Raw genomic sequence first — 22,197 nt, 5'->3', positions numbered from 1 at the left:
GCGACCCCAACTTATCAGTTCGAGGTGAGGGTTATATCAGTGATCTCATCGGGTTCAACTTGTGGTCGCAGCCCCAATAGGGGTGCGATCCGGCCAATCATCTCGCCGGCCACGGGCACCGCTGTCCAACCAGCTGTGCGCCGCTCCTCGCCATGGGCAATGACCGAGGGCTCGTCCAGTGTCACCACCAGCACATATTTGGGATCATGGGCCGGGAACATCGCGGCGAAGGTGGCGATGACCTTACTCTCATAGTAGCCGCCACGCGGTTTCGGTTTGTCGGCCGTACCGGTCTTGCCGCCAACCTGATAGCCTGGAACCTCGCCAAAGCTGGCGGTCCCGGACGTAACAACCTTGCGCAGCATTGCTCGGGCCTGGCTCGCGGCCTCTGGCGACATCACCCGGTGGCCCAGTTGCGACACCTTCTGGCGTAGGATGGTGGGGCTAACATATTGGCCGCCATTGGCAATCGCCGCATACCCCGCAGCCAGATGCATCGGGCTGGTGGACAACCCGTGGCCATAGGAAATTGTGACTGTACTCAGTTCACCCCATTTACGGGGTTTCAGCGGCTTGCCGCCGGCGGCCTCGGCGATTTCGATTGGTGTGGGTTCAAACATTCCCAGAGCACGCAAGAAAGTCTGCTGCCGTTTTGCGCCAATCTGAAGCGCGAGGCGCCCGGTACCTCGGTTGGAACTGTTGACGATAATATCGGCGACGCTCAACTTACCGTAGTTTTTATTGTGAAACTCACCAATTGGGTAGCGACCGATCCGCATCGGCCCTGAAGTGTCGATTATGGTTTCCGAATTCACAATGCCCAAGTCAACCGCTTGTGCTGCAGTGAAAATCTTGAAGGTTGAACCCAGCTCATAGACCCCCTGAACCGCCCGGTTAAACAACGGGCTGTCAGAAGGATCAAAACCCGAAGTCGGCGGACGTGGTCGATCATTGGGGTCGAAATCCGGCAGTGACACGACTGAGATCACTTCGCCTGTATAGACGTCCATAAGGATGGAGGTCGCGCCCTTAGCGTTCATCAGCTTCATGCCGCCCATCAGGACACGTTCGGATGCGGCCTGTACCGTCAGGTCCAGCGACAGCTGCAAAGGGCGGCCGCCATTGCCAGGATCGCGCAAATAGTCGTCGAATTGTTTTTCAACGCCTGCAACACCGATCACCTCGGCGGCGCTCACGCCTTCCTTGCCAAAACCAGCCCCGCCCAGCACATGCGCCGCGACGCTGCCATTGGGGTAAAGCCGCATTTCGCGGGGGCCGAACAGCAGGCCGGGATCACCGATGTCATGGACCGCCTGTTTCTGCTCCGGGCTGATTTTCTTCTTGATCCATATAAACTTACGCTTGCCGACAAAGTCGCTGATCAGGCGGTCCTGATCCAGATCGGGGAAAATTTCGACCAGCCTGCGGGCCGCACCTTCGGGATCAACCATTTGCGGCGGCTGAGCGTAGAGGGAATGTGTCTCAAAGTTGGTCGCAAGAATGCGCCCCTTACGATCAACGATGTCTGCACGCTGCATAGCGATGGCACTGCCCGGGGCACTTGCCACGGGCTCGACAGGTTCGGAGGTCGCAAGCGTGGCCATACGTGCACCAATCGCAGTAAAGGCGCAGAGGAAAAACATGCCCAGAACCAGCAGACGCCCCTCAGCGCGCTGGCGGGCGTAGGTTTGAATTTCAGCGTGGCGCTGACGCAGATTTTCACGTTCAATCGCATCCGGGTTCTCGCCCCGGGCACGCGCGGTCAGAATACGGGCCAGCGGGCGAAGCGGCGTGCGGATCATGGCTGCGTTCCCGTTGTCGCCTGCCCTTCGGCCCCAAGCGACGAAACCTCGACCCCATTGGTGAAGTCCAACAACTCATCCTCTCGGGGGGGATAGGCAACCTCATCCACGCGACCAAACTGCTCAGGTCGCAGCGGCAACAGATTGAGACGCTCAAAGTTCAATTCCGCCAGCTCACGCAACCGGTCCGGACGGTTCAGATAGGCCCATTCAGCACGCAAGACACTAAGTCGAACCTGTGACTGGCCGATCTGGCGTTGCAGACTCCGGGTTTCCTTCAGCACTTGCTGGGTTGTGTAGTTTTCGCGGTAAGCCCAAAAAGCCAAACCAAAAACTGCCAAACATGTGGCGACATAAAGCAGCGTCTTCATCACCGTTTCTCTCTTGCCGACGACTGTTTCAGTTGCGGCATACCAATATCTTTTGCGCTGATATCAATCGGCGCAGCCTCGGTGCGACGCCCGACGCGCAACCGGGCGGACCGGGAACGCGGGTTTTCTGCCAGCTCTTCGTCATCCGGACCTACAGCCTTGCGGGTGACCAGCGTGAACTGCGATGGCGTTTCTTCCACCTCGGGGGCGTAACGATTGGCGCGACCGGTTTTGCCCGCACGATGTTGGAAAAACCGTTTAACCATACGGTCTTCGATAGAGTGAAAGGTCACCACCGCCAAAAGGCCACCCGGTTTAAGCGCACGTTCGGCGGCCAAAAGCCCCTCGAACAGCTCTTCATATTCGGCATTCACCGCGATGCGCAGCGCTTGGAAACTGCGGGTGGCGGGATGCGATTGACCGGGTTTTCCACGTGGCAAGCAATGCTCAATGATCCCCGCCAATTGCAATGTCGTGGCAATCGGGGCTTCGGTCCGGGCCTTAACGATAGCGCGGGCAATGCGACGGCTGGCCCGCTCTTCGCCAAACAGAAACAGGATATCGGCCAGTGCGGCCTCGTCCAGATCCGCAACAAGATCGGCTGCTGACGGACCATCCTGCGACATCCGCATATCCAAGGGGCCATCGCGCATGAAGGAAAATCCGCGTTCGGCGAGATCCAGCTGCATGGAGGACACGCCAAGATCCAGAACCACACCGTCCAAATCCTGTGCATATTCATCCATTCGGGAAAACACACCTTGTCGCAGAGTCAGTCGGCCTGAGTAGTCACCGATCCAATCCTCGGCGATTTCAAATGCCAGCGGATCGCGGTCAACGCCAACTACATGATCGGCCCCTGCCTCCAGCAAGCCACGGCTATAGCCGCCAGCACCAAATGTACCGTCAAGCCAGCGGCCCGATACCGGTGCCACAGCTTTCAACAACGGACGCAGAAGAACCGGTACGTGAGGACCGGTTGAGGTTGGGCGGTCCGTTGTCATGAATTAAGCGCCTCCGGCGCCATCGAGGAACTCCACGGGATCAAACCCATCGGGCAGCTCTTCCAGCCACTCATCCGATTTTGCGATCTCTTCCTCATTGTAGGTTTCGGGCTTCCAGATCTGGAAGGTATCGCCGGCCGCCATAAAGAAGGCCTCGGATTCCAGATCAATCTTGTTGCGCAGCTTAGCGGGCAGCACAAGGCGCCCGGTTTCATCTACCGTCGTCGGAAAGGACTGACCATGGTACAGGCGCTGCAGCATTTTACGCGGCATCGATCCACGCGGCAAAGCATCAATTTTGACGTCGACTTCCTCGATCGCCTCCATCGTATAACATTCTAGAAAGTTGCGACGGTGATCACCGTAGACGATGACCAGTTCGGGGTTGCCGCCAGATTGCCAATTGGGATCACCCGCTTCGAGAACACGACGAAAGGAGGCCGGAATCGACACCCGCCCCTTTGTATCCACCTTATGGTGGCTTTCGCCTCTGAACCTACGGCCCAATCTATCGTCCCTTTTTCCAGCGTCCCTCGTGCCGAACCAATCCCCAGAAGCAAAAGGGGCGGGTTGATCTGCTGCCACTGATCAACCCGCCTCCCTAATCCCGACATGCGGGGTGTCCGACTGCGCGCGCCACCTGGGGGGATGTCTGCTCGCTCGCGCGCCGGATCTCTCTATTTTCGATGAAAGCGAAGGCCTGTATGAAACCTGCTTCTTAGTAGTCTTGGTTGGGGTCGTTTGGTGCCCCTGCTCTTCGTCTCATTCGATGCACTAGGGATACTATGGGATTACATGGGCGACAACTGTTTTCTGTAGACGCCTTCATCACATATAGATAATGCCGCGCCGATTCCACGCCTGTGACCTGCTAATTTTCCCATGTTTAGATCAACAAATCGCAAAGAACACTACATATAGGCGCAATCCGAGACTTGGAAAAAGTGCCATGATTTCCCAAAAATATTGCACTCATACCTCAAGAATCCAAATGTTCCCACTTTGTTCGAAGAGATCACTCAACAATATCGGATGGAAATATGTAGATTTGGGCTAAATCGGCCACGAAACCCACCTTTAGGGCGGGATGATTCGGAAAAATCGGGCCGGGCTGCCGCAGAGCCACCCATGAAATCCCACGAGACCCACGATTTCCCACAGCGCCCATGAAATCCCAGATGACAGCTCTTATCTTGGGACGATCTGCGCAGGCGGCCCAACCCGCACAACGGCTGCAGCTGGCGCGAGACACAGCCCCCGCCTGAGATCTTTCGATTATACTCTGTACACTCGGGCCCTAAGGACCGGCGTCCTGGTCAGGCCATGCCGCCGCCGATCAGCCCCTCGGCGATTTTGGCGTAGGCCTCTGCCATGGCGCTCTCACCTGCTGCGATGGGCGTGCCACTATCGCCCGACAGCCGGGTTTCCAGATCGATGGGTAGCGCACCCAACAAAGGAATGCCCAGCTGCTTCGCTTCGGCTGCGACGCCGCCATGGCCAAAGATGTGGTGCTCGCTGCCGCAATCCGGGCAGGTAAAGAAGGACATGTTCTCGATCAGGCCAAGTACCGGGGTCTTTAGCGTATTGAACATATCCAACGCCTTGCGGGCATCCAAAAGCGCCACATCCTGCGGAGTAGAGACAACAATGGCACCGGACAGCTCCGCTTTGGTGCAAAGTGTCAATTGTACATCGCCGGTGCCGGGCGGCAGATCGACGATCAACACGTCCAGCTGACCCCAGTTCACCTGGCCAAGCATTTGTTGCAACGCGCCCATCAGCATCGGACCACGCCAGACCACGGCTTTGGCCTCATCCACCATAAAGCCGATCGACATCAGGGTGACACCATGCGCGTGCAGCGGTTCGATAATCTTGCCATCCGGGCTGGCCGGCCGTCCGCTGGCCCCCATCATGCGCGGCTGACTGGGCCCATATATATCCGCATCAAGCAGCCCCACTTTGCGCCCTTGCCGGGTGAGTGCGACAGCAAGGTTGGCGCTGACGGTAGATTTTCCGACTCCGCCCTTGCCGGACCCAACCGCCAGGATGCGCTTCACACCACTGGGTTTGAGCGGGCCTTGCTGAGGCTTCGGATGGCCGCCCAGCTTCAAAGTCGGCGCAGGCTTGCTGGCGGCATCGGCATGGGCGGTCAAAGCGGCGGATACATTCTCCACCCCCGGCAACGCCAGCACTGCGGCCTCAGCAGCGCGACGGAGGGGCTCCATCTGCGCTGCAATCTGAGGATTAGGCGCTTCGATCACAAAACTGACCCGGCTGCCATCGACCATCAAGGCCCGCAGCATGTCGCGCGAGACCAGCGTGCCGCCATCGGGCAATTGCAATCGCGCAAGGGCGTCGCGAATCTCATCCTGGGTGGGGGTCATAGCCGATCTCCTGTTGGTTTCTCGCCATATAAGTGGTGCAGCGGCTGAGCCCAAGCCCGGATCGTGTGAGGATTCTTACGCCCAGTCATTATGCGGTAGCCCTGCGGTGCTTACAGACTGCCCTGAATTTGGGCACTATCACTCGGCATGGCGCATAACTCAGCAATATCAACCGACTTACCCCTACGAAACCCATGCATTTGCTGCATAGCAGAATTGCCACTTTCAGGGATTGTGCAACTGCAGCATTATCATATTTATAGTCTACAAGAGAGGCCGGAAACGGTCAGACACTACTAGACGCTAAGGACAAACGCGATGGCCGCTGTTGACAACATCACAACCCGTAAAGGCGCTCTGGCCTTCAGCCCGCGCGCAGTGTTCGACGAATTGAAAGGCAAGATTGCACGCTATCGCCTGTATCGCCAGACCATTGACGAGCTGTCGACGCTCTCGGGTCGCGAACTGGCGGATCTGGGGCTCAGCCGCTCCATGCTGCGCAGCGTTGCCTATGAAGCGGCTTACGGCACGAAATAAAGAGATCAGGCTCTCTTCTCCTCCTCCCTAGAGGGCCTGTAATCGCGGTGACATCTTCCTCCTCCCTGATGTCACCGCACCCTATACCGGCGTCGTAGCCGGACCCTGATACACCATGCCTCCTCCTCCCTGAGGGTTATGGTGTTGCGCAGAACGGCGGTGCCCTCCTCCTCCCTGGCACCGCCGTTTTTTTGTGCCAAGTTGCTGGCCTGACCAATTTTGATTGCCCATTGCGGCATGCCTAGCCGGCCATTTCTCCATAACGACAATCAGAAAATGCAAAAGGCGCCGACGAAACCGTCGACGCCTGAAGTCTTGTTAATGTGCGCTAGGCATGCGCGATTGAGATTTTAGAAGGGAACGCCATCCTCGGCAGAGACAAATCGGGCCACAACTTTCTTTGATCCCGCCTTCTCAAAATCGACCTCCAGCTTATCGCCTTCAATCGCGATGATAGCGCCATAGCCGAACTTCTGATGAAAGACCCGCTCCCCGACGGTGAAAGCGGATATTGCGGTCAGGTCAATGACGCTCGATTTGCTTTCCTTGGGCTGTGACACACCACGTTCCCCGGCGCGGGATTGCATGCGCTTCCAGCCGGGAGAATTGTAGCCATCGGCAGTCGCCATGCGCTCCTCAATCGTGGAGCGCACCTGACCACCGCCGGCCGCCGCTGCACCATAGCCGCCACCATAAAGGCCCGGCGGCGTCAGCACCTCCACATGTTCCTCAGGCAGTTCATCTATGAAGCGCGAAGGGAGTTGTGATTGCCATTGACCAAAGACACGACGGTTACCTGCAAAGGAAATCGTACAGACTTCCTCCGCTCTGGTGATCCCGACATAGGCCAGGCGGCGCTCCTCCTCGAGACCTTTGAGGCCGCTTTCGTCCATCGAACGCTGCGAGGGGAACAAGCCGTCCTCCCATCCGGGCAAAAAGACCGCGGGGAATTCCAACCCTTTGGCCGCGTGCAGGGTCATGATCGAGACTTTCTGCGCGGCGTCCTGTTTATCATTGTCCATGATCAGGCTGACATGTTCGAGGAAGCCCTGAAGGTTCTCAAATGCTTCCAACGCCTTGACTAACTCCTTGAGGTTTTCCAGCCGACCAGGGGAATCGGGGCTCTTGTCGGTCTGCCACATTGTGGTGTAGCCGCTCTCATCGAGAATCGTCTCGGCCAGCTCCATATGGGTCACGTCAGTATCCCCAACGAGCCGCCCCCAACGCGCCAGATCAGTCACCAACTGACGCAGAGCATTGCCGCCCTTCCCTTTGATCTGACCGGACTCGACTGCCAGACGCGCCCCTTCAACCAGAGAGACACCATTGCTGCGCGCCATGGTCTGGATGGTCTGCTGCGCCTTATCGCCCAACCCCCGTTTGGGCGTGTTTACGATCCGCTCAAAGGCAAGATCGTCATCCGGGCTGACCGCCTGTCGGAAATAAGCCATCGCATCGCGAATCTCGAGCCGTTCATAGAAGCGCGGACCGCCAATGACCCGATATGGCAAGCCAATGGTCAGGAAGCGGTCCTCAAATGCGCGCATCTGATGCGAGGCCCTTACCAGAATAGCCATATTATTAAGGTCGATCGGTGCAAGCCCGCGGGTACCGCGCTGCATTGCCTCAACTTCCTCACCGATCCAGCGGGCTTCTTCCTCGCCATCCCAATGACCAATCAGACGGACTTTCTCGCCGCCCCTCGCCTCAGTCCACAGCTCTTTGCCAAGGCGGCCACTATTGCCACGGATCACGCCGGACGCAGCACTTAGAATATGTTCCGTGGAGCGATAATTCTGTTCCAACCGTACGACGTTGGCGCCGGGAAAATCCTGCTCGAAACGCAGGATATTACCCACCTCAGCACCGCGCCAGCCGTAGATCGACTGATCGTCATCACCGACACAGCAGATGTTTTTATGTGCCCCCGCCAGCAACCGCAGCCACAGATACTGCGCAACGTTGGTATCCTGATATTCGTCCACCATGATGAAGCGGAACCAGCGTTGATACTGCTCCAGCACATCCGGGTTATCCTGAAAGATGGTAACCATATGCAAAAGCAGATCACCAAAATCGACGGCATTCAGATCTTTGAGCCGCGCCTGATACTGGGCGTAGAAATCAACACCCCGGTGATTATAAGCGCTGGCATCGGAAACCGGCACTTTGGACGGGGTCAGCGCGCGGTTTTTCCAGTCGTCAATAACGCCTGCCAGCATTCGCGCAGGCCAACGTTTGTCGTCAATGCCCTCGACTTTAATCAGCTGCTTCAAAAGCCGGATCTGATCGTCGGTATCCAGAATCGTAAAATTCGATTTGAGGCCAACCAGCTCTGCATGGCGGCGCAACAGCTTGACGCAGATCGAATGGAATGTCCCGAGCCACGGCATCCCCTCAACCGCCTGCCCCAGCATACCTGCGACACGCTCTTTCATCTCGCGGGCGGCCTTATTGGTGAAGGTTACGGCCAGAATTTCATTCGGTTTTGCGGTGCCGGTGGTCAGCAGATGCACAATCCGTGCAGTCAGCGCCTTGGTTTTACCAGTCCCGGCCCCCGCCAGCATCAGCACCGGCCCCTCCAGACATTCAACGGCGGCACGCTGGGCCGGATTCAACCCGTCCAGATAAGGCATCGGCCGCGCCGCCATGGCGCGCGCGGAAAGCGAAATCCCCTCATAGGGGTCGATATCGTCAAAACTGCTCATGAGCGTGATCCTAGCGCGATTCAATGATGGCGAAAAGGGGCGTTCACAGTCTGTTCCGCCGGTCAGTGCGTTGCGTCAAGGCCGTAATCTCTACAAATTTTCAAGAGTTTAAACTTACAATAAATTCAGAAGCAACCATGCGTTAACCAAATCGAAAACCCCTTTGTCCAAAATAATTCAACGTCCGATTGCACTCGCAGCGCCGTAGAACCAGTACTTATTAGGCAGTGACTAGTAGAATGAAGCACGATTTCAAAACCAGCGTCACAGAGAAAATCCGCAGTATGTCCCTTCTGTTCGTGCTCATTGTAGCAGCAGGAATGTCGATCTGGGCCGTGTTTGCTGTGCCCGTCCCGATTGTCGATTACATGCTGGAATCCGACATTCGCAAGCAAGCGAATCTCTGGCAGCGCCGTGTTGTTTTGCACATGGGTGATGTTGACACCGCGTTTGAAGAAGGCATCATTCAACCGCACGATGCTCATATGCTGACACTGCTCACCGAAGAGACCGATGTTTTCCGATATCGCCTGCTTACCAGCGATGGCGAAATCTTCTGGTCCTCACGCAGCGATGAAATTGGTGAGTTCGACGCCAACGCATTCTTCACAACACAAGTCGCCCGTGGCGAAGTGTATTACATGCACGAAGAGATGCCTGCCTATGACGTAGACGGCCTGACGCTTGGTTCTGATTCTTATGATAGCAATGTCACACGTGAAGTTGCCCAAGTTTATATGCCGCTCATTCACAACGGGCATTTTGAGGGCGCCATCGATTTCTATACCGATATCACGGACATACGTAACATTTTCCTCCAGCGGGTACAGCTATCGCTGATTGTGCTCACCTCCATCGCACTTCTGGCGATGACTATCGCGGTCTATGTGGTGTTCAAAGCCAATCGCGTCAATATGAACCAGATGCGTCAGCGCAATGAAACAGAACGCGGAATCCTCGACGAACAACTCCGCCTTGCCCGTGAAGTTCAATTATTGGGCGAGCTGAATGAATGGCTGCAATCCAGCCGGTCTCTCGATGAGCTGTTTGATATGGTCGCCCGTTTTATGACACATATCCTGCCAACGGCCGAGGGCAGCGTCTATGTCTACTCCAACTCACGCGATGTACTTGACGGCTGCGCCAGCTGGAACGGCGGCATCCACAAGGATCACATCCACCCGGAGGAGTGCTGGGGGCTGCGCCGGGGACGGACCTATGAGTACGGCATGTCTGAAATTGATTTTGTCTGTGAACACGCCGAACCTCATGACGGTCGCGCCTACTACTGCTTTCCGATCCTCGCCCATGGTGAAACCGTCGGCCTGATGCATCTACGTGCGCTTGGTGATGCGACTGAGGAGTTCATCAGCAGCCGAAAACTGGCCCAAATGTGTGCAGAACAGATTTCCATGGCCATCGCAAACGTGCGGATGCGTGATCAGCTGCACGACCAGTCAGTACGCGATCCACTGACCGGATTGTTCAACCGTCGCCATATGACCGAAACCCTACGCAAGAGCATCAATGCCAGCCTTAATTCCGGCACCGCGCTTGGTTTGATCGCGGTGGATGTTGATCACTTCAAGAAGTTCAACGACAATCACGGCCACGATGCCGGCGACATGGTCTTGCGTGCAGTCGGATCAGTGCTGGAACAGGCCTGTGACGGCGAGGAAGTCGCCTGTCGCCCAGGCGGCGAGGAATTCACTTTGATCCTGCCCGGAACCAGCCCCGAGGACGTGATGACCAAAGCTGAATTGCTGCGGCAGGCCGTCGAAGCCATCGTCGTGCGCTACGGCGAAAAGGCGCTACCCGGAATTTCGATCTCGCTCGGTGTGGCCAATTACCCTCGCCACGGCACCATGCCGCAGGACCTGCTGCGCGCCGCGGACGAAGCACTATATGCTGCCAAGGCAAAAGGGAGAAACCAGGTCTGCCTCGCCTGTACAGCGGAGCAAGCCCCGCGTGATCCGGCGGCGCAGGACGGCAATTCAAAGCGCTCAGGACCTGAGTCCCCGATCGCTGCTGAATGACCGCAAACACTGCGTACAAGAGGCGATACCCCGCCAATTGCGATAGCTTTATACCTTGGTCAACCATCAGCGCACTGTCAGAAAAGCCGCTTTGCACGGTCTCTTCGTCTACCGTGCCTGACAGCTCAACAACTGCGAATACGCGCCCCGATGTTATGGACCTGCATGCAGTTATTCCGGAACAATCACAGCAGGAATAGTTACAAAATTGTTTCAGTGCTGCACTCCGCACTAGACTTTTGCTGCAAGGCAGCGACAAATGCGCGGCATGGATCTGCACCAGCGTTATCCCGCTCTCAGTGACCTTCGCCAGCGCGCCCGGCGGCGCCTGCCTCGTTTTGTTTGGGACTACCTTGACAGTGCGACGGGACAAGAGGCGACAAAGGCCCGCAACCGTGCTGCCTTGGATCAAATAGGTTTCACCCCATCCATCCTGCACGGCCCGCAAGAAGTTTCGCTAGCGTCTGATTTTTTAGGCACGCCACGTCCATTGCCGTTTGGCATTTCACCAGTCGGCATGTCTGGGCTGATCTGGCCGGACGCAGAACGTCAACTCGCGCGCTGCGCTGCAGCACATGGTATCCCCTATTGCCTGTCCACCGTTGCAAGCCAATCACCCGAAGATCTGGCTGCTGATCTTGGCGCTGCGCCGTGGTTCCAGCTTTACCCGCCCAAAGACCCTGACATTCGTCGTGATTTGCTGGATCGCGCCAAGGCGGCCGGGTTTGCTGGCCTGGTACTAACCGTGGATGTGCCCGTTGCGTCGCGCAGAGAACGGCAGACACGTTCTGGCTTAACTCAGCCGCCAAAGCTTACGCCGCGCCTGCTGGCGCAGGTAGTGTCACGGCCTGTCTGGGCGTTGGGCATGGCAAAGCATGGGATGCCGCGTATGCGGACCTTGGATCGTTACACCGACGGCGCCGCCACCAGCCTCTCGTCAACAGCTCATATCGGATATCTGCTGCGCACCTCACCTGACTGGGAGTATGTGAAATGGCTACGCGACCACTGGACTGGCCCCCTGATCGTCAAGGGGGTTCTGCGCGCTGAGGACGCAGGGCTGTTGGAGGATCTGGGGGTTGATGCGCTTTGGGTCTCGAACCACGCAGGGCGGCAATTCGATGCTGCCCCTGCTGCCATCGAAGCGCTGCCTTCCATCCGCGCTGCCAGTAATCTGCCGTTGATTTTTGACAGCGGGATCGAAGGCGGCCTGGATATCCTGCGCGCCCAAGCTTTGGGGGCCGACTTTGTCATGTTGGGTCGCGCGTTTCATTTTGCGCTCGCAGCTCTTGGGCGTGATGGCCCCGATCATCTGATCGACATCCTACGCAATGATCTGGAGGCCAATATGGGGCAACTGGGTGCGACTGACATGAACACGCTGCCCAAGCCGATGAGACTTCCGTCGATAGCACAGCCATTCACGACAGGTAGGTCCGATGCGGACTCAAATCAGCCGCCGTAATCGCGCTATATGCCGGATTCTGGCCTCAAGTCAGCGCTATCACGCTGGCCATGCACAGAACTACGTCTATACCGGACCCTAATTTGCGCATAACACTTCGCCAAACTGTACGACCCCGAGGACGCTATGACCGACTTCAAGAAAATCCTGATCGCCAACCGCGGCGAAATCGCCATCCGCGTCATGCGGGCCGCTAATGAGATGGGCAAAAAGACGGTTGCCGTCTACGCCGAAGAGGACAAGCTGGGCCTGCACAGATTCAAGGCCGACGAAGCCTACCGGATTGGTGAAGGCATGGGGCCGGTGGCCGCATATCTATCGATCGATGAAATCATTCGGGTGGCCAAGGACTGTGGTGCAGACGCCATTCACCCCGGCTACGGCCTATTGTCAGAGAACCCTGATTTTGTAGATGCCTGTGCACGCAACGGCATCACCTTCATTGGCCCAAAAGCTGAAACCATGCGCGCCTTGGGCGACAAGGCCAGCGCACGCCGCGTCGCGGTTGCAGCTGGCGTGCCAGTCATCCCCGCTACCGAAGTACTGGGCAATGACATGAACGCCATCCGCAAGGAAGCAGCCGAGGTCGGCTATCCTTTGATGCTGAAAGCGTCCTGGGGTGGCGGTGGTCGTGGAATGCGCCCGATCCTCGGTGAGAGCGAGCTGGAAGAGAAGGTACTGGAAGGCCGACGCGAGGCGGAAGCCGCCTTTGGCAACGGCGAGGGCTATCTGGAGAAGATGATCACCCGCGCCCGTCACGTCGAGGTGCAGATCCTCGGCGACAAACATGGCGAGATTTACCACCTGTTTGAGCGTGACTGTTCCGTCCAGCGTCGCAATCAGAAAGTGGTGGAACGCGCCCCTGCCCCCTATCTGACGGAAGAACAACGCACCGAGATTTGTGATCTGGGCCGCAAGATCTGTCAGCATGTGAACTATGAATGCGCAGGCACTGTCGAATTCCTGATGGATATGAATGACGGCAAATTCTACTTCATCGAGGTGAACCCCCGTGTTCAGGTTGAGCATACCGTCACCGAGGAAGTCACCGGCATAGACATCGTACAGGCGCAAATCCTGATTGCCGAGGGCAAGACCATTGCCGAGGCAACCGGGAAGACCAGTCAGGGTGAAATACAGCTGAATGGCCATGCGCTGCAAACCCGCGTGACGACCGAAGACCCTCTGAATAACTTTATTCCCGACTATGGTCGTATCACGGCCTATCGTTCGGCCACTGGTATGGGTATCCGTCTGGATGGTGGCACCGCCTATGCGGGCGGCGTGATCACCCGGTATTACGATTCCCTGCTTACAAAAGTGACAGCAAAAGCGCCAACGCCAGAGAAGGCGATTGCCCGTATGGACCGCGCCTTGCGCGAATTCCGGGTGCGCGGTGTCAGCACCAATATCGCCTTTGTTGAGAACCTGTTGAAGCACCCGACCTTCCTGTCGAATGAATACACCACCAAGTTCATTGATGAGACGCCGGAGCTGTTCCAGTTCGCCAAACGCCGTGACCGTGGAACCAAGGTGCTGACCTATATTGCCGATATCTCAGTCAATGGTCATCCGGAGACCGAAGGTCGCCCGGAACCGCATGCAGATCTGAAAGAGCCACGCGCGCCCAAGGCAGATGCTGCAACACAGCCCTACGGCACACGCAATCTGTTGGAACAGAAAGGGGCTCAGGCTGTTGCCGACTGGATGAAGGCCCAGCGCCAGCTTTTGCTGACTGACACCACCATGCGTGATGGCCACCAGTCGCTGTTGGCCACCCGGATGCGCAGCCATGACATGATCAAAGTAGCGCCCGCCTATTCGCAAAACCTCAGCCAGCTCTTTTCGATTGAGTGCTGGGGAGGCGCGACCTTTGATGTTGCATACCGGTTCTTGCAGGAATGCCCTTGGCAGCGCCTGCGCGATCTGCGCGAGCGGATGCCGAACCTGATGACGCAGATGCTGCTGCGCGCCTCAAACGGCGTCGGCTACACCAATTATCCCGACAATGTGGTCCAGAGCTTTGTGAAACAGGCAGCCACTGGCATTGACGTGTTCCGCGTTTTTGACTCGCTGAACTGGGTAGAGAATATGCGTGTCGCCATGGATGCGGTCGTTGAATCAGGCAAGATCTGTGAAGGAACAATCTGCTACACGGGTGACATCCTCGATCCTAGCCGTGCGAAATACGACCTGAAGTACTATGTCAGCATGGCCAAAGAGCTGGAAGCCGCAGGGGCGCATATACTGGGCCTCAAGGACATGGCGGGTCTGTTGAAACCTGCAGCTGCCCGCCAACTGGTGAAAGCACTAAAGGAAGAGGTCGGCTTGCCCGTCCATTTCCACACCCATGACACATCCGGCATTGCGGGGGCCACCATTCTGGCGGCCGCAGATGCGGGTGTAGATGCGGTTGATGCAGCGATGGACGCCTTCAGTGGCGGCACGTCGCAGCCCTGCCTTGGCTCAATTGTCGAAGGCCTGCGAAATACCGATCGCGACACCGGACTGGATATCGCCAAAGTACGCGAGATTTCGGACTACTGGGAACAGGTGCGGATGCAATATGCCGCATTCGAATCCGGCCTGCAAGCACCCGCCTCAGAGGTATATCTGCATGAAATGCCCGGTGGTCAGTTCACCAACCTCAAGGCGCAAGCGCGGTCCCTAGGACTGGAAGATCGCTGGCATGAGGTGGCCCAGACCTATTCGGACGTCAACCAGATGTTCGGCGATATTGTGAAGGTGACGCCATCATCCAAGGTGGTTGGCGACATGGCACTGATGATGGTCAGCCAGGGGCTGACGCGGACTGAGGTCGAAGACCCCTCCACAGATGTTGCCTTCCCGGATTCGGTGGTCGACATGATGCGCGGCAATCTGGGCCAGCCTCCCGGTGGGTTCCCCGAAAGCATCGTCGCCAAGGTGTTGAAGGGTGATGCGCCAAATCTGGAGCGCCCCGGTGCCCATCTCGCCCCTGTGGATCTAGAAGCAACCCGTGCAGAAGTGTCCAAAGAACTGGAAGGTAAAGAGGTCGATGACGAGGATCTGAACGGCTATCTGATGTATCCAAAGGTGTTCTTGGATTACATGGGCCGCCACCGTCAATATGGCCCGGTGCGCAGCCTGCCCACCCGCGCCTTCTTCTACGGCATGGAACCGGGTGAAGAAATCACGGCGGAAATCGATCCCGGCAAGACTCTGGAAATCCGCCTGCAGGCCATCGGTGATACCGACGACATGGGAGAGGTCAAAGTCTTCTTCGAGCTGAACGGCCAACCGCGTGTGATCCGCGTGCCAAACCGTTTGGTTAAAGCCACCACCCAAGCCAACCCAAAGGCTGAACAGGGCAACCTGAACCACATCGGCGCTCCTATGCCTGGTGTTGTGGCAACTGTTGCGGTTCAACCCGGACAACAGGTGCATGAAGGTGACATGTTGCTGACCATCGAAGCCATGAAGATGGAAACCGGCATCCATGCGGAACGCGATGCAGTGGTTAAGGCAGTAAACGTACAGCCCGGTGGCCAGATTGATGCCAAAGACCTGCTGATCGAATTGGAGTGATCTGGCTTACTTAAGATTAAAAGGCCCTGCCCAAGCGGGGCCTTTTATGTGTTTTGGGAACGAATGCCCCAGCAAGGCCACTAGTGACTTGTCCCTTATTTTCATGCTCTACCTGTTGCTAGATTGCATTTGTTGGCCAAAGGGAATCCCATGGACTTCACTTTCACCCCTCTCAGCGCTGCTGCGTTGGTGCCGCTCTATATTTGGATGACCTTTCGCATCGTGAATCATCGCAGGAGCGAGAAAATCAGCTTTGGCGATGGCGAAGACCAAGACCTGCTGCGAAAAATGCGCGCCCATGGCAATTTTGCGGAATATGCCCCTTTGGGATTGGTTTTATTGGCTCTAATGGAGATTTGCGGCACGCCAAATCTCATCATGGCGCTCTTGATGGGGATGTTGGTGGTTGGGCGCTACGCGCACGCTTATTCATTTATTAGACAACCGATGAATTTTCGCGCCCGTGTGTTCGGCATGTTTTTAACCATTGCTACAATGGGTATTTGCGCCTTTGGGCTTCTGATCCATGCGACTATTTAGGGGGTGAAATGAGAAAAGTTTCACTTTCTTTACTGAGCCCTCTTGCGGCTCAAATACAGTAGGTTTATATCCGCCCTCACCCAAGGAAGCGGGCGTAGCTCAGGGGTAGAGCATAACCTTGCCAAGGTTAGGGTCGGGCGTTCGAATCGCCTCGCCCGCTCCATTTGGACACATGAAAAGGCCACCGATTGCAGACGCAACGGTGGCCTTTCGTGTTTCTCAGATCCGGCATAGCCTCTGGCTTGCGTGGAATCATTTGAGCGCCTAAGAACAGAGCGAGAACGGCTGCATCGGCAGCACTAGAATAGGTGATACGGCAGTATGCTCACATCGGTAGAACTCTGCGCTGGCGCAGGCGGCCAGGCGCTCGGGCTGGAGAACGCCGGTTTTGACCACACTGCGCTGGTAGAGATCGACAAACATTGCTGCGCCACATTGCGCCATAACAGGCCACAGTGGAACGTGCTGGAAGAGGATGTGCGCGCCTTCAAAGAAGATGCCGACGCCTATCACGGTATTGATCTTCTGGCGGGAGGCCTTCCCTGCCCACCGTTCTCCGTAGCAGGCAAACAACTGGGCGAAAAGGACGAGCGCAATCTCTTTGACGATGCGATCGAAATCGTCGCCGCAACCCGTCCCCGTGCAGTTATGATCGAAAACGTGCGTGGATTTCTGGATGCGGTCTTTCATGACTACCGCGAGAAGTTGAAAACACAACTGGCCAAGCTTGGTTATGAGACCGACTGGAGGCTGCTGAATGCCTCCGACTTTGGTGTGCCTCAGTTGCGGCCGCGTGTGGCTATCGTTGCCCTGCGCAAGGAATTCTCCGGTCAGTTCAGCTGGCCCGAACCGCTGCCGCATAATCCGCGCAATGTGGGTGAAACACTGCTGGACCTGATGAAGGAACGAGGCTGGCGCGGTGCTGAAGACTGGGCTGCCAAGGCGGATGAGATTGCGCCAACCATCGTGGGCGGTTCGAAGAAACACGGCGGACCCGACCTGGGCCCCACTCGTGCACGGCGGGCCTGGGCCGCATTGGGCGTCGAAGGGCGCACCATCGCCTATGAGGCACCTGACCCGTTCCATAATGACATGCCACGCCTGACGGTGCGGATGGTCGCGCGCATTCAGGGCTTCCCCGACAACTGGCATTTCACTGGCGCAAAGACCAATGCCTATCGCCAGGTTGGCAACGCATTCCCGCCACCTGTGGCCGAGGCGGTCGCGCGCCAGATCCGTCAGGCCATCGCCCGACCAAGCCTGCGGGTTGTCTCAACCCCGGCCTCCAGGCGTTGATGTGCTGCTAGGGATCAAAACCCGCGCCATTGAAGCACGCCTCGCATCGGCAGCCGTCCAAAGGCGCTCAAATTCCCAGATCATCCGAACGCAGGGCATGCAATGAAACAAAAACTGCCGCCCGACCTTATCTGTCCCGGTCATCCTGATCATCCGTTGCTAAGCAGCCTTGCACAGGACATCACCACCCGCGCCGGTGGTATGTTTGAGCTGGCAGACAGGTTCCCGGCCATGCTGCGCAATTGCATCGACGATGTGATCCTGACCGCCAAGACCGGTCGACGCGCCTATGAGGATCTGGAAAAGACCGAAAAAACCTACATCGGCACCCGCGTAGAGATTGAACTGCGCGCGATGCTGCGCTTGCCGAAGGGGCGATTAGACACTGAAATTCTTGGCCATGATGTGGATATCAAGCACACCATGGGTAGCAACTGGATGATCCCGACCGAAGCCGTGGATCAGCCCTGTATACTGGTCGCCGCTGATGAACCGCGTGCGCGTTGCTATCTTGGTCTGATCGTCGCGCGGCAAGCCTATCTGACAGCAGGTCAGAACAAGGATGCCAAGCGCTCAGTCTCGGCTGAGGGGTTTGGCCATATCCTCTGGCTGCTTTGTGATCAGCCCTACCCGGCCAATTTTTGGCGCTTGCTTCCAGAGGCTACGGTGGCGCGTATTTTTTCAGGCGACAGTGGTAACGCGCGCATGGCATCCCTGTTCAAGGAGATCCAGCGTCAGCCGATCCCCCGTGACGTTGTTGAGGCGGTGGCCGCACAGAAGGATTTCATGCGCAGGATTCGTTCAGACGGGGGGCATGGCACGCGAGACCTACTTGCCAAGACCGGCATTGTGATCCTCGAAGGACGCAAGGACGCTCAGCTGATGCGCGCATTGAACCTACCTCACTGCAGTGGATCCGAGTTTATTTCCACACAGCTGAACACAACAGAAGAGATGCGGCTGGCCTCGAGTGCCGGCCACGCGGTGAGCGAAGATTTTTTTGATCCGGAGTAAAATACCGTTGTTTTTCTGTTGCAGCCATCGGCGCAATTGCCTATTGACCGCTTCACCGGATGGTAGCGCGGGCGTAGCTCAGGGGTAGAGCATAACCTTGCCAAGGTTAGGGTCGGGCGTTCGAATCGCCTCGCCCGCTCCATCAGGACAAGAAAGGCCGCTCTTTTGAGCGGCTTTTTCTTTTTCTACTGAAACCATTGGCTTACCAGGAATACTCCGGGTGTGTTTCGTATATATTGCCCGTACCCAGGACCGGATACCACGGCGAAACCTTGAAGGTTTTTCTTCCAAATACCGTTCTTTTTCCTCTTGCAGGCCGAGTGGCAATTTCCTAAACACCGCTTCACCAAATGGCAGCGCGGGCGTAGCTCAGGGGTAGAGCATAACCTTGCCAAGGTTAGGGTCGGGCGTTCGAATCGCCTCGCCCGCTCCATTTGGACTGCAAAGGCCGCTCTTCTGAGCGGCCTTTTGCGCATCTGGCCTCAAATCATCATCAATGCTGACCCTTCTGTACAGCGCCCGAATATTTGATCAAATTCCTTTGACGCGACTCTCAAAACCCGCCAATGCTGTGCAAAAGGGGTGCAAGCCTCTGGATCAAATGCGCCGATCACATACGGCGCCTCAGCTTACGAGGACATAAGCCCATGGCCCCGGTCATCTATCCAACCACCAATTTCACCGCCACCGAGCAACTCTGCCTTGAGCGGGGCGAAGGCATCTATGTGTTCGACAGTGAGGGGCGCAAATACATCGAAGGGCTGGCGGGTCTATGGTGCACCTCGCTTGGGTACAGCAATACAGAAGTGATGGATGCGATCACTGAGCAGCTGCATAAACTGCCATTCACTCATACTTTCGGCGGGAAAACACACAAACCGATTCAGGATCTAGCGGACAAGCTGGCCGCTATGGTGCCGGTGGAGGATGCCTATGTTTTCTTCGGCAACTCCGGTTCAGACGCCAACGACACGCACTACAAGATGCTGCGCTATTACTTCAACGCCATCGGTAAGCCAGAAAAGCGCAAAATCATCACACGCGAGCGAGGCTATCACGGAGTGACCGTTGCAGCCGGTTCGATGACTTCTTTGCCTGCGAATCTCGCCCATTTTGATGCTCCGCTTGAGGCGTTGAGCATCCTGCGCGCTGACTCGCCGCATTACTACACCGCCCGCAAGGGGAACGAGACCGAAGCACAATTTGTCGAGCGAATTCTGCATAACCTAGAAGATCTGATCCTGGCCGAAGATCCCGATACGATTGCGGCAATGATCGTCGAGCCGATTACCGGCGCGTCGGGCGTCATCGTACCGCCCGAAGGCTATTATGAGGGACTACAGGCGCTGCTCCGCAAATACGGGATCCTGATCTGGGCGGATGAGGTGATCTGTGGCTTTGGTCGCACTGGCGCGGATTTTGGCTGTACCACTATGGGAATCAAGCCGGATCTGATGACCTTTGCCAAACAACTGTCGTCAGCCTATTTCCCGATTTCGGCCTCGGTTATTCCAGGTTGGATGTATGAGGCGATGATCGATCAGACCAACGAAGTTGGTGTGTTTGGCCATGGCTACACCTATTCCGGCCACCCAGCGGCCTGTGCTGCTGCGCTGAAAACACTGGAGATTTATGAGCGCGATAGTCTCTTTGATCATGCTGCCGAGGTCGGCGCCTATTTGCAGAGCCAATTGCGCGAGATTTTCACGGATCACCCACTGGTAGGAGAGGTCCGTGGCAAAGGTCTGATCGCCGCGCTGGAGCTGGTATCGAACAAAACCACCGGTGCCAGTTTCGACAAGGGCATTGCCGGTGCAACCGCGCAGAAGCTTTGTCAGGAGAATGGCTTGATCTTACGAGCCGTGGCCGGGAACGCGGTAGCGCTCTGCCCGCCCCTGATCATCACCAAGGACGAGGCCGATGAGATGCTGCGCCGGTTGAAAACTGCGATCGACGCAAGCTTTGAGCAGCTGAAAGCACAGGGCCACCTCGCCCACTGATACCGGTTGCCTTGGCAGGTATCGCGGAAGCAGCGTCCGTTTCAGGCGCTGCTTTTTGCATGCTGTTGTGACAGCTGTGGAGCACAAGCGGTCCAAATATCCAGTCCAATGCCGCGTCTCAGCGATTATTCCCCGTGAATAAATCAATAATAAAAGTAAATATCGACTAAATCTAAGTCTGCTTTTAGCACTAGATGTTTCCACACTTTCGCGCGCCTATGACCAAATGGTTTCGGGGGGAATCAAATGATCAAAGACCTGCGAGCCAGTGGATCCGGGGACCGCTCTACCCGGGCTCTACCCGGTAGGTCGGGGAAACCGGGGCAGGGAACGGCGCAGCACTGATCGCGCCGTTCCCTGCCGCCGAATTCAGGCTGTCTCTTATCAAAACACCTTGAAAGTCATCGTTGTTAGCGAGCGCTCGATACCGTCAATGTCGAGCAGCTGATCGTTGATATATTTCCCGACGTCCTGATCGCTGGGAATATAGAGCTTCATCAAGAGGTCGAAATCTCCGCTGGTGGAGTAAAGCTCTGAATGAATTTCGCGCAGCGCAATTTCTTCGGCGACCTTGTATGTGGTGCCGGGTTTGCAGCGGATCTGGATAAAGACGCAGGTGGACATTGAGCCCCTCAAAGGTTGGAAATGCGAATGTTGCCTGCCAAGCTGACACGCAGCGCGCGGCGAGGCAATCCCCGGAAACACCAGCAGTCTGAGGGAGCCGCTGAGGATGACCGGGGCATCGATCAGACATCGCCCGAGAAAATACCGGAAATCAGCCGTCGCACAGGCAACAGTTTTGCGCCAATTGACGCGGCAGGCTTGAGCGCGGGCCCGCCCTGCCCCTATAAGCAGCGCAGGATATCAAGGACATGCCGACCATGCGTACCGCTCAGATCACCCGCCAGACCGCCGAAACCGAGATCACTGTCGAAATCAACCTCGACGGAACCGGCAGCTATGACAATCAAACTGGTGTTGGTTTCTTTGACCATATGCTGGACCAGTTGTCGCGCCATTCGCTGATCGATATGACCATTCGCGCCAAGGGGGATTATCACATTGATGATCACCACACAGTTGAGGACACCGGCATCGCACTGGGCCAGGCGCTAGTGGCTGCACTTGGCGACAAGAAGGGGATCAACCGCTATGGCGCGTGTCACCTGCCAATGGATGACGCTCAGGTGCGCTGTGCGCTGGACCTATCTGCGCGCCCCTTCCTGATTTGGAACGTAGACCTTCCGACGCAGAAGATCGGCGCGTTTGATACCGAGCTGGTGCGGGAATTCTTTCAGGCGCTAAGTACCCATGGCGGCATCACCCTACATATTGACCAGCTGCATGGGTTCAACAGCCACCATATTGCCGAGGCCGCATTCAAAGCTGTCGCGCGCGCCTTGCGTACAGCAGTAGAGACTGATCTGCGCAAGGCAGATGCGATCCCGTCGACCAAGGGCGCGCTCTGAA

General features: G+C 56.8%; 16 protein-coding genes and 3 tRNA genes. 12 read left to right on the top strand and 7 right to left on the bottom strand.

The features are described 5' to 3' along the window. Window positions 1-14: 14 nt before the first annotated feature. The 5 genes from ACEWZM_RS14925 to ACEWZM_RS14905 all read right to left on the bottom strand — a co-directional run bounded on the left by ACEWZM_RS14925 (window position 15) and on the right by ACEWZM_RS14905 (window position 5,564). Window positions 15-1,802: a peptidoglycan D,D-transpeptidase FtsI family protein gene (locus ACEWZM_RS14925; RefSeq protein ID WP_414007185.1), complete on the bottom strand. Its 1,788-nt coding sequence runs from the start codon at window positions 1,800-1,802 to the stop codon at window positions 15-17. Continuing rightward, complete coding sequence (ftsL, locus tag ACEWZM_RS14920) at window positions 1,799-2,173, bottom strand: cell division protein FtsL (protein ID WP_414007184.1); 375 nt, start codon at window positions 2,171-2,173, stop codon at window positions 1,799-1,801. Before ftsL ends, ACEWZM_RS14925 begins: the two co-directional genes overlap by 4 nt. Next, complete coding sequence (gene rsmH, locus ACEWZM_RS14915) at window positions 2,173-3,177, bottom strand: 16S rRNA (cytosine(1402)-N(4))-methyltransferase RsmH (RefSeq protein WP_414007183.1); 1,005 nt, start codon at window positions 3,175-3,177, stop codon at window positions 2,173-2,175. Before rsmH ends, ftsL begins: the two co-directional genes overlap by 1 nt. 3 nt (window positions 3,178-3,180) lie before the next feature. Further along, the gene (gene mraZ, locus ACEWZM_RS14910) at window positions 3,181-3,684 is read right to left on the bottom strand and encodes a division/cell wall cluster transcriptional repressor MraZ (protein ID WP_414007182.1); all 504 of its coding nucleotides are present in this window, start codon (window positions 3,682-3,684) and stop codon (window positions 3,181-3,183) included. A gap of 809 nt (window positions 3,685-4,493) precedes the next feature. Beyond that, entirely contained in the window at window positions 4,494-5,564 is a 1,071-nt protein-coding gene (locus ACEWZM_RS14905; RefSeq protein ID WP_414007181.1) for an Mrp/NBP35 family ATP-binding protein, read from the bottom strand. Between the two features lie 318 nt (window positions 5,565-5,882). On the opposite strand from ACEWZM_RS14905, the gene ACEWZM_RS14900 reads away from it, so the two are divergent. Continuing rightward, window positions 5,883-6,101, top strand: coding sequence for a DUF1127 domain-containing protein (locus tag ACEWZM_RS14900; protein WP_414007180.1), 219 nt, complete (start codon window positions 5,883-5,885; stop codon window positions 6,099-6,101). A 350-nt stretch (window positions 6,102-6,451) separates the two neighbouring features. Here the strand turns inward: ACEWZM_RS14900 and ACEWZM_RS14895 are convergent, their stop codons facing one another. After that, window positions 6,452-8,809, bottom strand: coding sequence for an ATP-dependent helicase (locus ACEWZM_RS14895; protein WP_414007179.1), 2,358 nt, complete (start codon window positions 8,807-8,809; stop codon window positions 6,452-6,454). A gap of 239 nt (window positions 8,810-9,048) precedes the next feature. On the opposite strand from ACEWZM_RS14895, the gene ACEWZM_RS14890 reads away from it, so the two are divergent. The 10 genes from ACEWZM_RS14890 (at window position 9,049) to ACEWZM_RS14845 (ending at window position 20,727) form a co-directional block, all read left to right on the top strand. Then, window positions 9,049-10,845 (top strand): sensor domain-containing diguanylate cyclase, encoded by a 1,797-nt coding sequence (locus ACEWZM_RS14890; RefSeq protein WP_414007178.1) that lies wholly within the window; start codon window positions 9,049-9,051, stop codon window positions 10,843-10,845. Window positions 10,846-11,104: 259 nt separating this feature from the next. Then, window positions 11,105-12,310, top strand: coding sequence for an alpha-hydroxy acid oxidase (locus ACEWZM_RS14885; RefSeq protein WP_414007177.1), 1,206 nt, complete (start codon window positions 11,105-11,107; stop codon window positions 12,308-12,310). Window positions 12,311-12,436: 126 nt separating this feature from the next. Next, window positions 12,437-15,877: a pyruvate carboxylase gene (locus ACEWZM_RS14880; protein ID WP_414007176.1), complete on the top strand. Its 3,441-nt coding sequence runs from the start codon at window positions 12,437-12,439 to the stop codon at window positions 15,875-15,877. Between the two features lie 150 nt (window positions 15,878-16,027). Further along, a complete protein-coding gene (locus ACEWZM_RS14875; protein WP_414007175.1) occupies window positions 16,028-16,417 on the top strand; it encodes an MAPEG family protein in 390 nt (129 codons plus the stop codon). A gap of 88 nt (window positions 16,418-16,505) precedes the next feature. Beyond that, window positions 16,506-16,580 (top strand) — tRNA-Gly (locus tag ACEWZM_RS14870). 158 nt (window positions 16,581-16,738) lie between these two features. After that, entirely contained in the window at window positions 16,739-17,713 is a 975-nt protein-coding gene (locus tag ACEWZM_RS14865) for a DNA cytosine methyltransferase (RefSeq protein WP_414007174.1), read from the top strand. A gap of 102 nt (window positions 17,714-17,815) precedes the next feature. Then, window positions 17,816-18,727 carry a NaeI family type II restriction endonuclease gene (locus tag ACEWZM_RS14860; RefSeq protein ID WP_414007173.1) on the top strand — a complete coding sequence of 304 codons (912 nt, stop codon included), beginning with the start codon at window positions 17,816-17,818 and terminating at the stop codon, window positions 18,725-18,727. A 67-nt stretch (window positions 18,728-18,794) separates the two neighbouring features. Beyond that, window positions 18,795-18,869 (top strand) — tRNA-Gly (locus ACEWZM_RS14855). Between the two features lie 216 nt (window positions 18,870-19,085). Continuing rightward, window positions 19,086-19,160, top strand: a tRNA-Gly gene (locus ACEWZM_RS14850). A 214-nt stretch (window positions 19,161-19,374) separates the two neighbouring features. Next, complete coding sequence (locus tag ACEWZM_RS14845) at window positions 19,375-20,727, top strand: aminotransferase (RefSeq protein ID WP_414007172.1); 1,353 nt, start codon at window positions 19,375-19,377, stop codon at window positions 20,725-20,727. A 384-nt stretch (window positions 20,728-21,111) separates the two neighbouring features. On the opposite strand, the gene ACEWZM_RS14840 is transcribed toward ACEWZM_RS14845, so the two are convergent. Further along, window positions 21,112-21,351, bottom strand: coding sequence for an Lrp/AsnC family transcriptional regulator (locus ACEWZM_RS14840; RefSeq protein WP_414007171.1), 240 nt, complete (start codon window positions 21,349-21,351; stop codon window positions 21,112-21,114). Between the two features lie 257 nt (window positions 21,352-21,608). Here ACEWZM_RS14840 and hisB point away from each other — a divergent pair, with 257 nt between their 5' ends. Then, window positions 21,609-22,196, top strand: coding sequence for an imidazoleglycerol-phosphate dehydratase HisB (hisB, locus tag ACEWZM_RS14835; RefSeq protein WP_414008050.1), 588 nt, complete (start codon window positions 21,609-21,611; stop codon window positions 22,194-22,196). Window position 22,197: the final 1 nt, after the last annotated feature.

It is taken from the genome of Phaeobacter cretensis, assembly GCF_047372505.1.
In the GTDB taxonomy this organism is placed as follows: Bacteria; Pseudomonadota; Alphaproteobacteria; order Rhodobacterales; family Rhodobacteraceae; genus Phaeobacter; species Phaeobacter cretensis.
This window is presented reverse-complemented; position numbering and strand designations above follow the sequence as displayed.

What these genes read in the sequence shown, in the direction of transcription:
- ACEWZM_RS14925 (WP_414007185.1), bottom strand. Translation starts at nt 1,802, where the DNA reads ATGATCCGCACGCCGCTTCGCCCGCTGGCCCGTATTCTGACCGCGCGT.
- ftsL (WP_414007184.1), bottom strand. Translation starts at nt 2,173, where the DNA reads ATGAAGACGCTGCTTTATGTCGCCACATGTTTGGCAGTTTTTGGTTTG.
- rsmH (WP_414007183.1), bottom strand. Translation starts at nt 3,177, where the DNA reads ATGACAACGGACCGCCCAACCTCAACCGGTCCTCACGTACCGGTTCTT.
- ACEWZM_RS14905 (WP_414007181.1), bottom strand. Translation starts at nt 5,564, where the DNA reads ATGACCCCCACCCAGGATGAGATTCGCGACGCCCTTGCGCGATTGCAA.
- ACEWZM_RS14900 (WP_414007180.1), top strand. Translation starts at nt 5,883, where the DNA reads ATGGCCGCTGTTGACAACATCACAACCCGTAAAGGCGCTCTGGCCTTC.
- ACEWZM_RS14895 (WP_414007179.1), bottom strand. Translation starts at nt 8,809, where the DNA reads ATGAGCAGTTTTGACGATATCGACCCCTATGAGGGGATTTCGCTTTCC.
- ACEWZM_RS14890 (WP_414007178.1), top strand. Translation starts at nt 9,049, where the DNA reads ATGAAGCACGATTTCAAAACCAGCGTCACAGAGAAAATCCGCAGTATG.
- ACEWZM_RS14885 (WP_414007177.1), top strand. Translation starts at nt 11,105, where the DNA reads ATGCGCGGCATGGATCTGCACCAGCGTTATCCCGCTCTCAGTGACCTT.
- ACEWZM_RS14880 (WP_414007176.1), top strand. Translation starts at nt 12,437, where the DNA reads ATGACCGACTTCAAGAAAATCCTGATCGCCAACCGCGGCGAAATCGCC.
- ACEWZM_RS14875 (WP_414007175.1), top strand. Translation starts at nt 16,028, where the DNA reads ATGGACTTCACTTTCACCCCTCTCAGCGCTGCTGCGTTGGTGCCGCTC.
- ACEWZM_RS14865 (WP_414007174.1), top strand. Translation starts at nt 16,739, where the DNA reads ATGCTCACATCGGTAGAACTCTGCGCTGGCGCAGGCGGCCAGGCGCTC.
- ACEWZM_RS14860 (WP_414007173.1), top strand. Translation starts at nt 17,816, where the DNA reads ATGAAACAAAAACTGCCGCCCGACCTTATCTGTCCCGGTCATCCTGAT.
- ACEWZM_RS14845 (WP_414007172.1), top strand. Translation starts at nt 19,375, where the DNA reads ATGGCCCCGGTCATCTATCCAACCACCAATTTCACCGCCACCGAGCAA.
- ACEWZM_RS14840 (WP_414007171.1), bottom strand. Translation starts at nt 21,351, where the DNA reads ATGTCCACCTGCGTCTTTATCCAGATCCGCTGCAAACCCGGCACCACA.
- hisB (WP_414008050.1), top strand. Translation starts at nt 21,609, where the DNA reads ATGCGTACCGCTCAGATCACCCGCCAGACCGCCGAAACCGAGATCACT.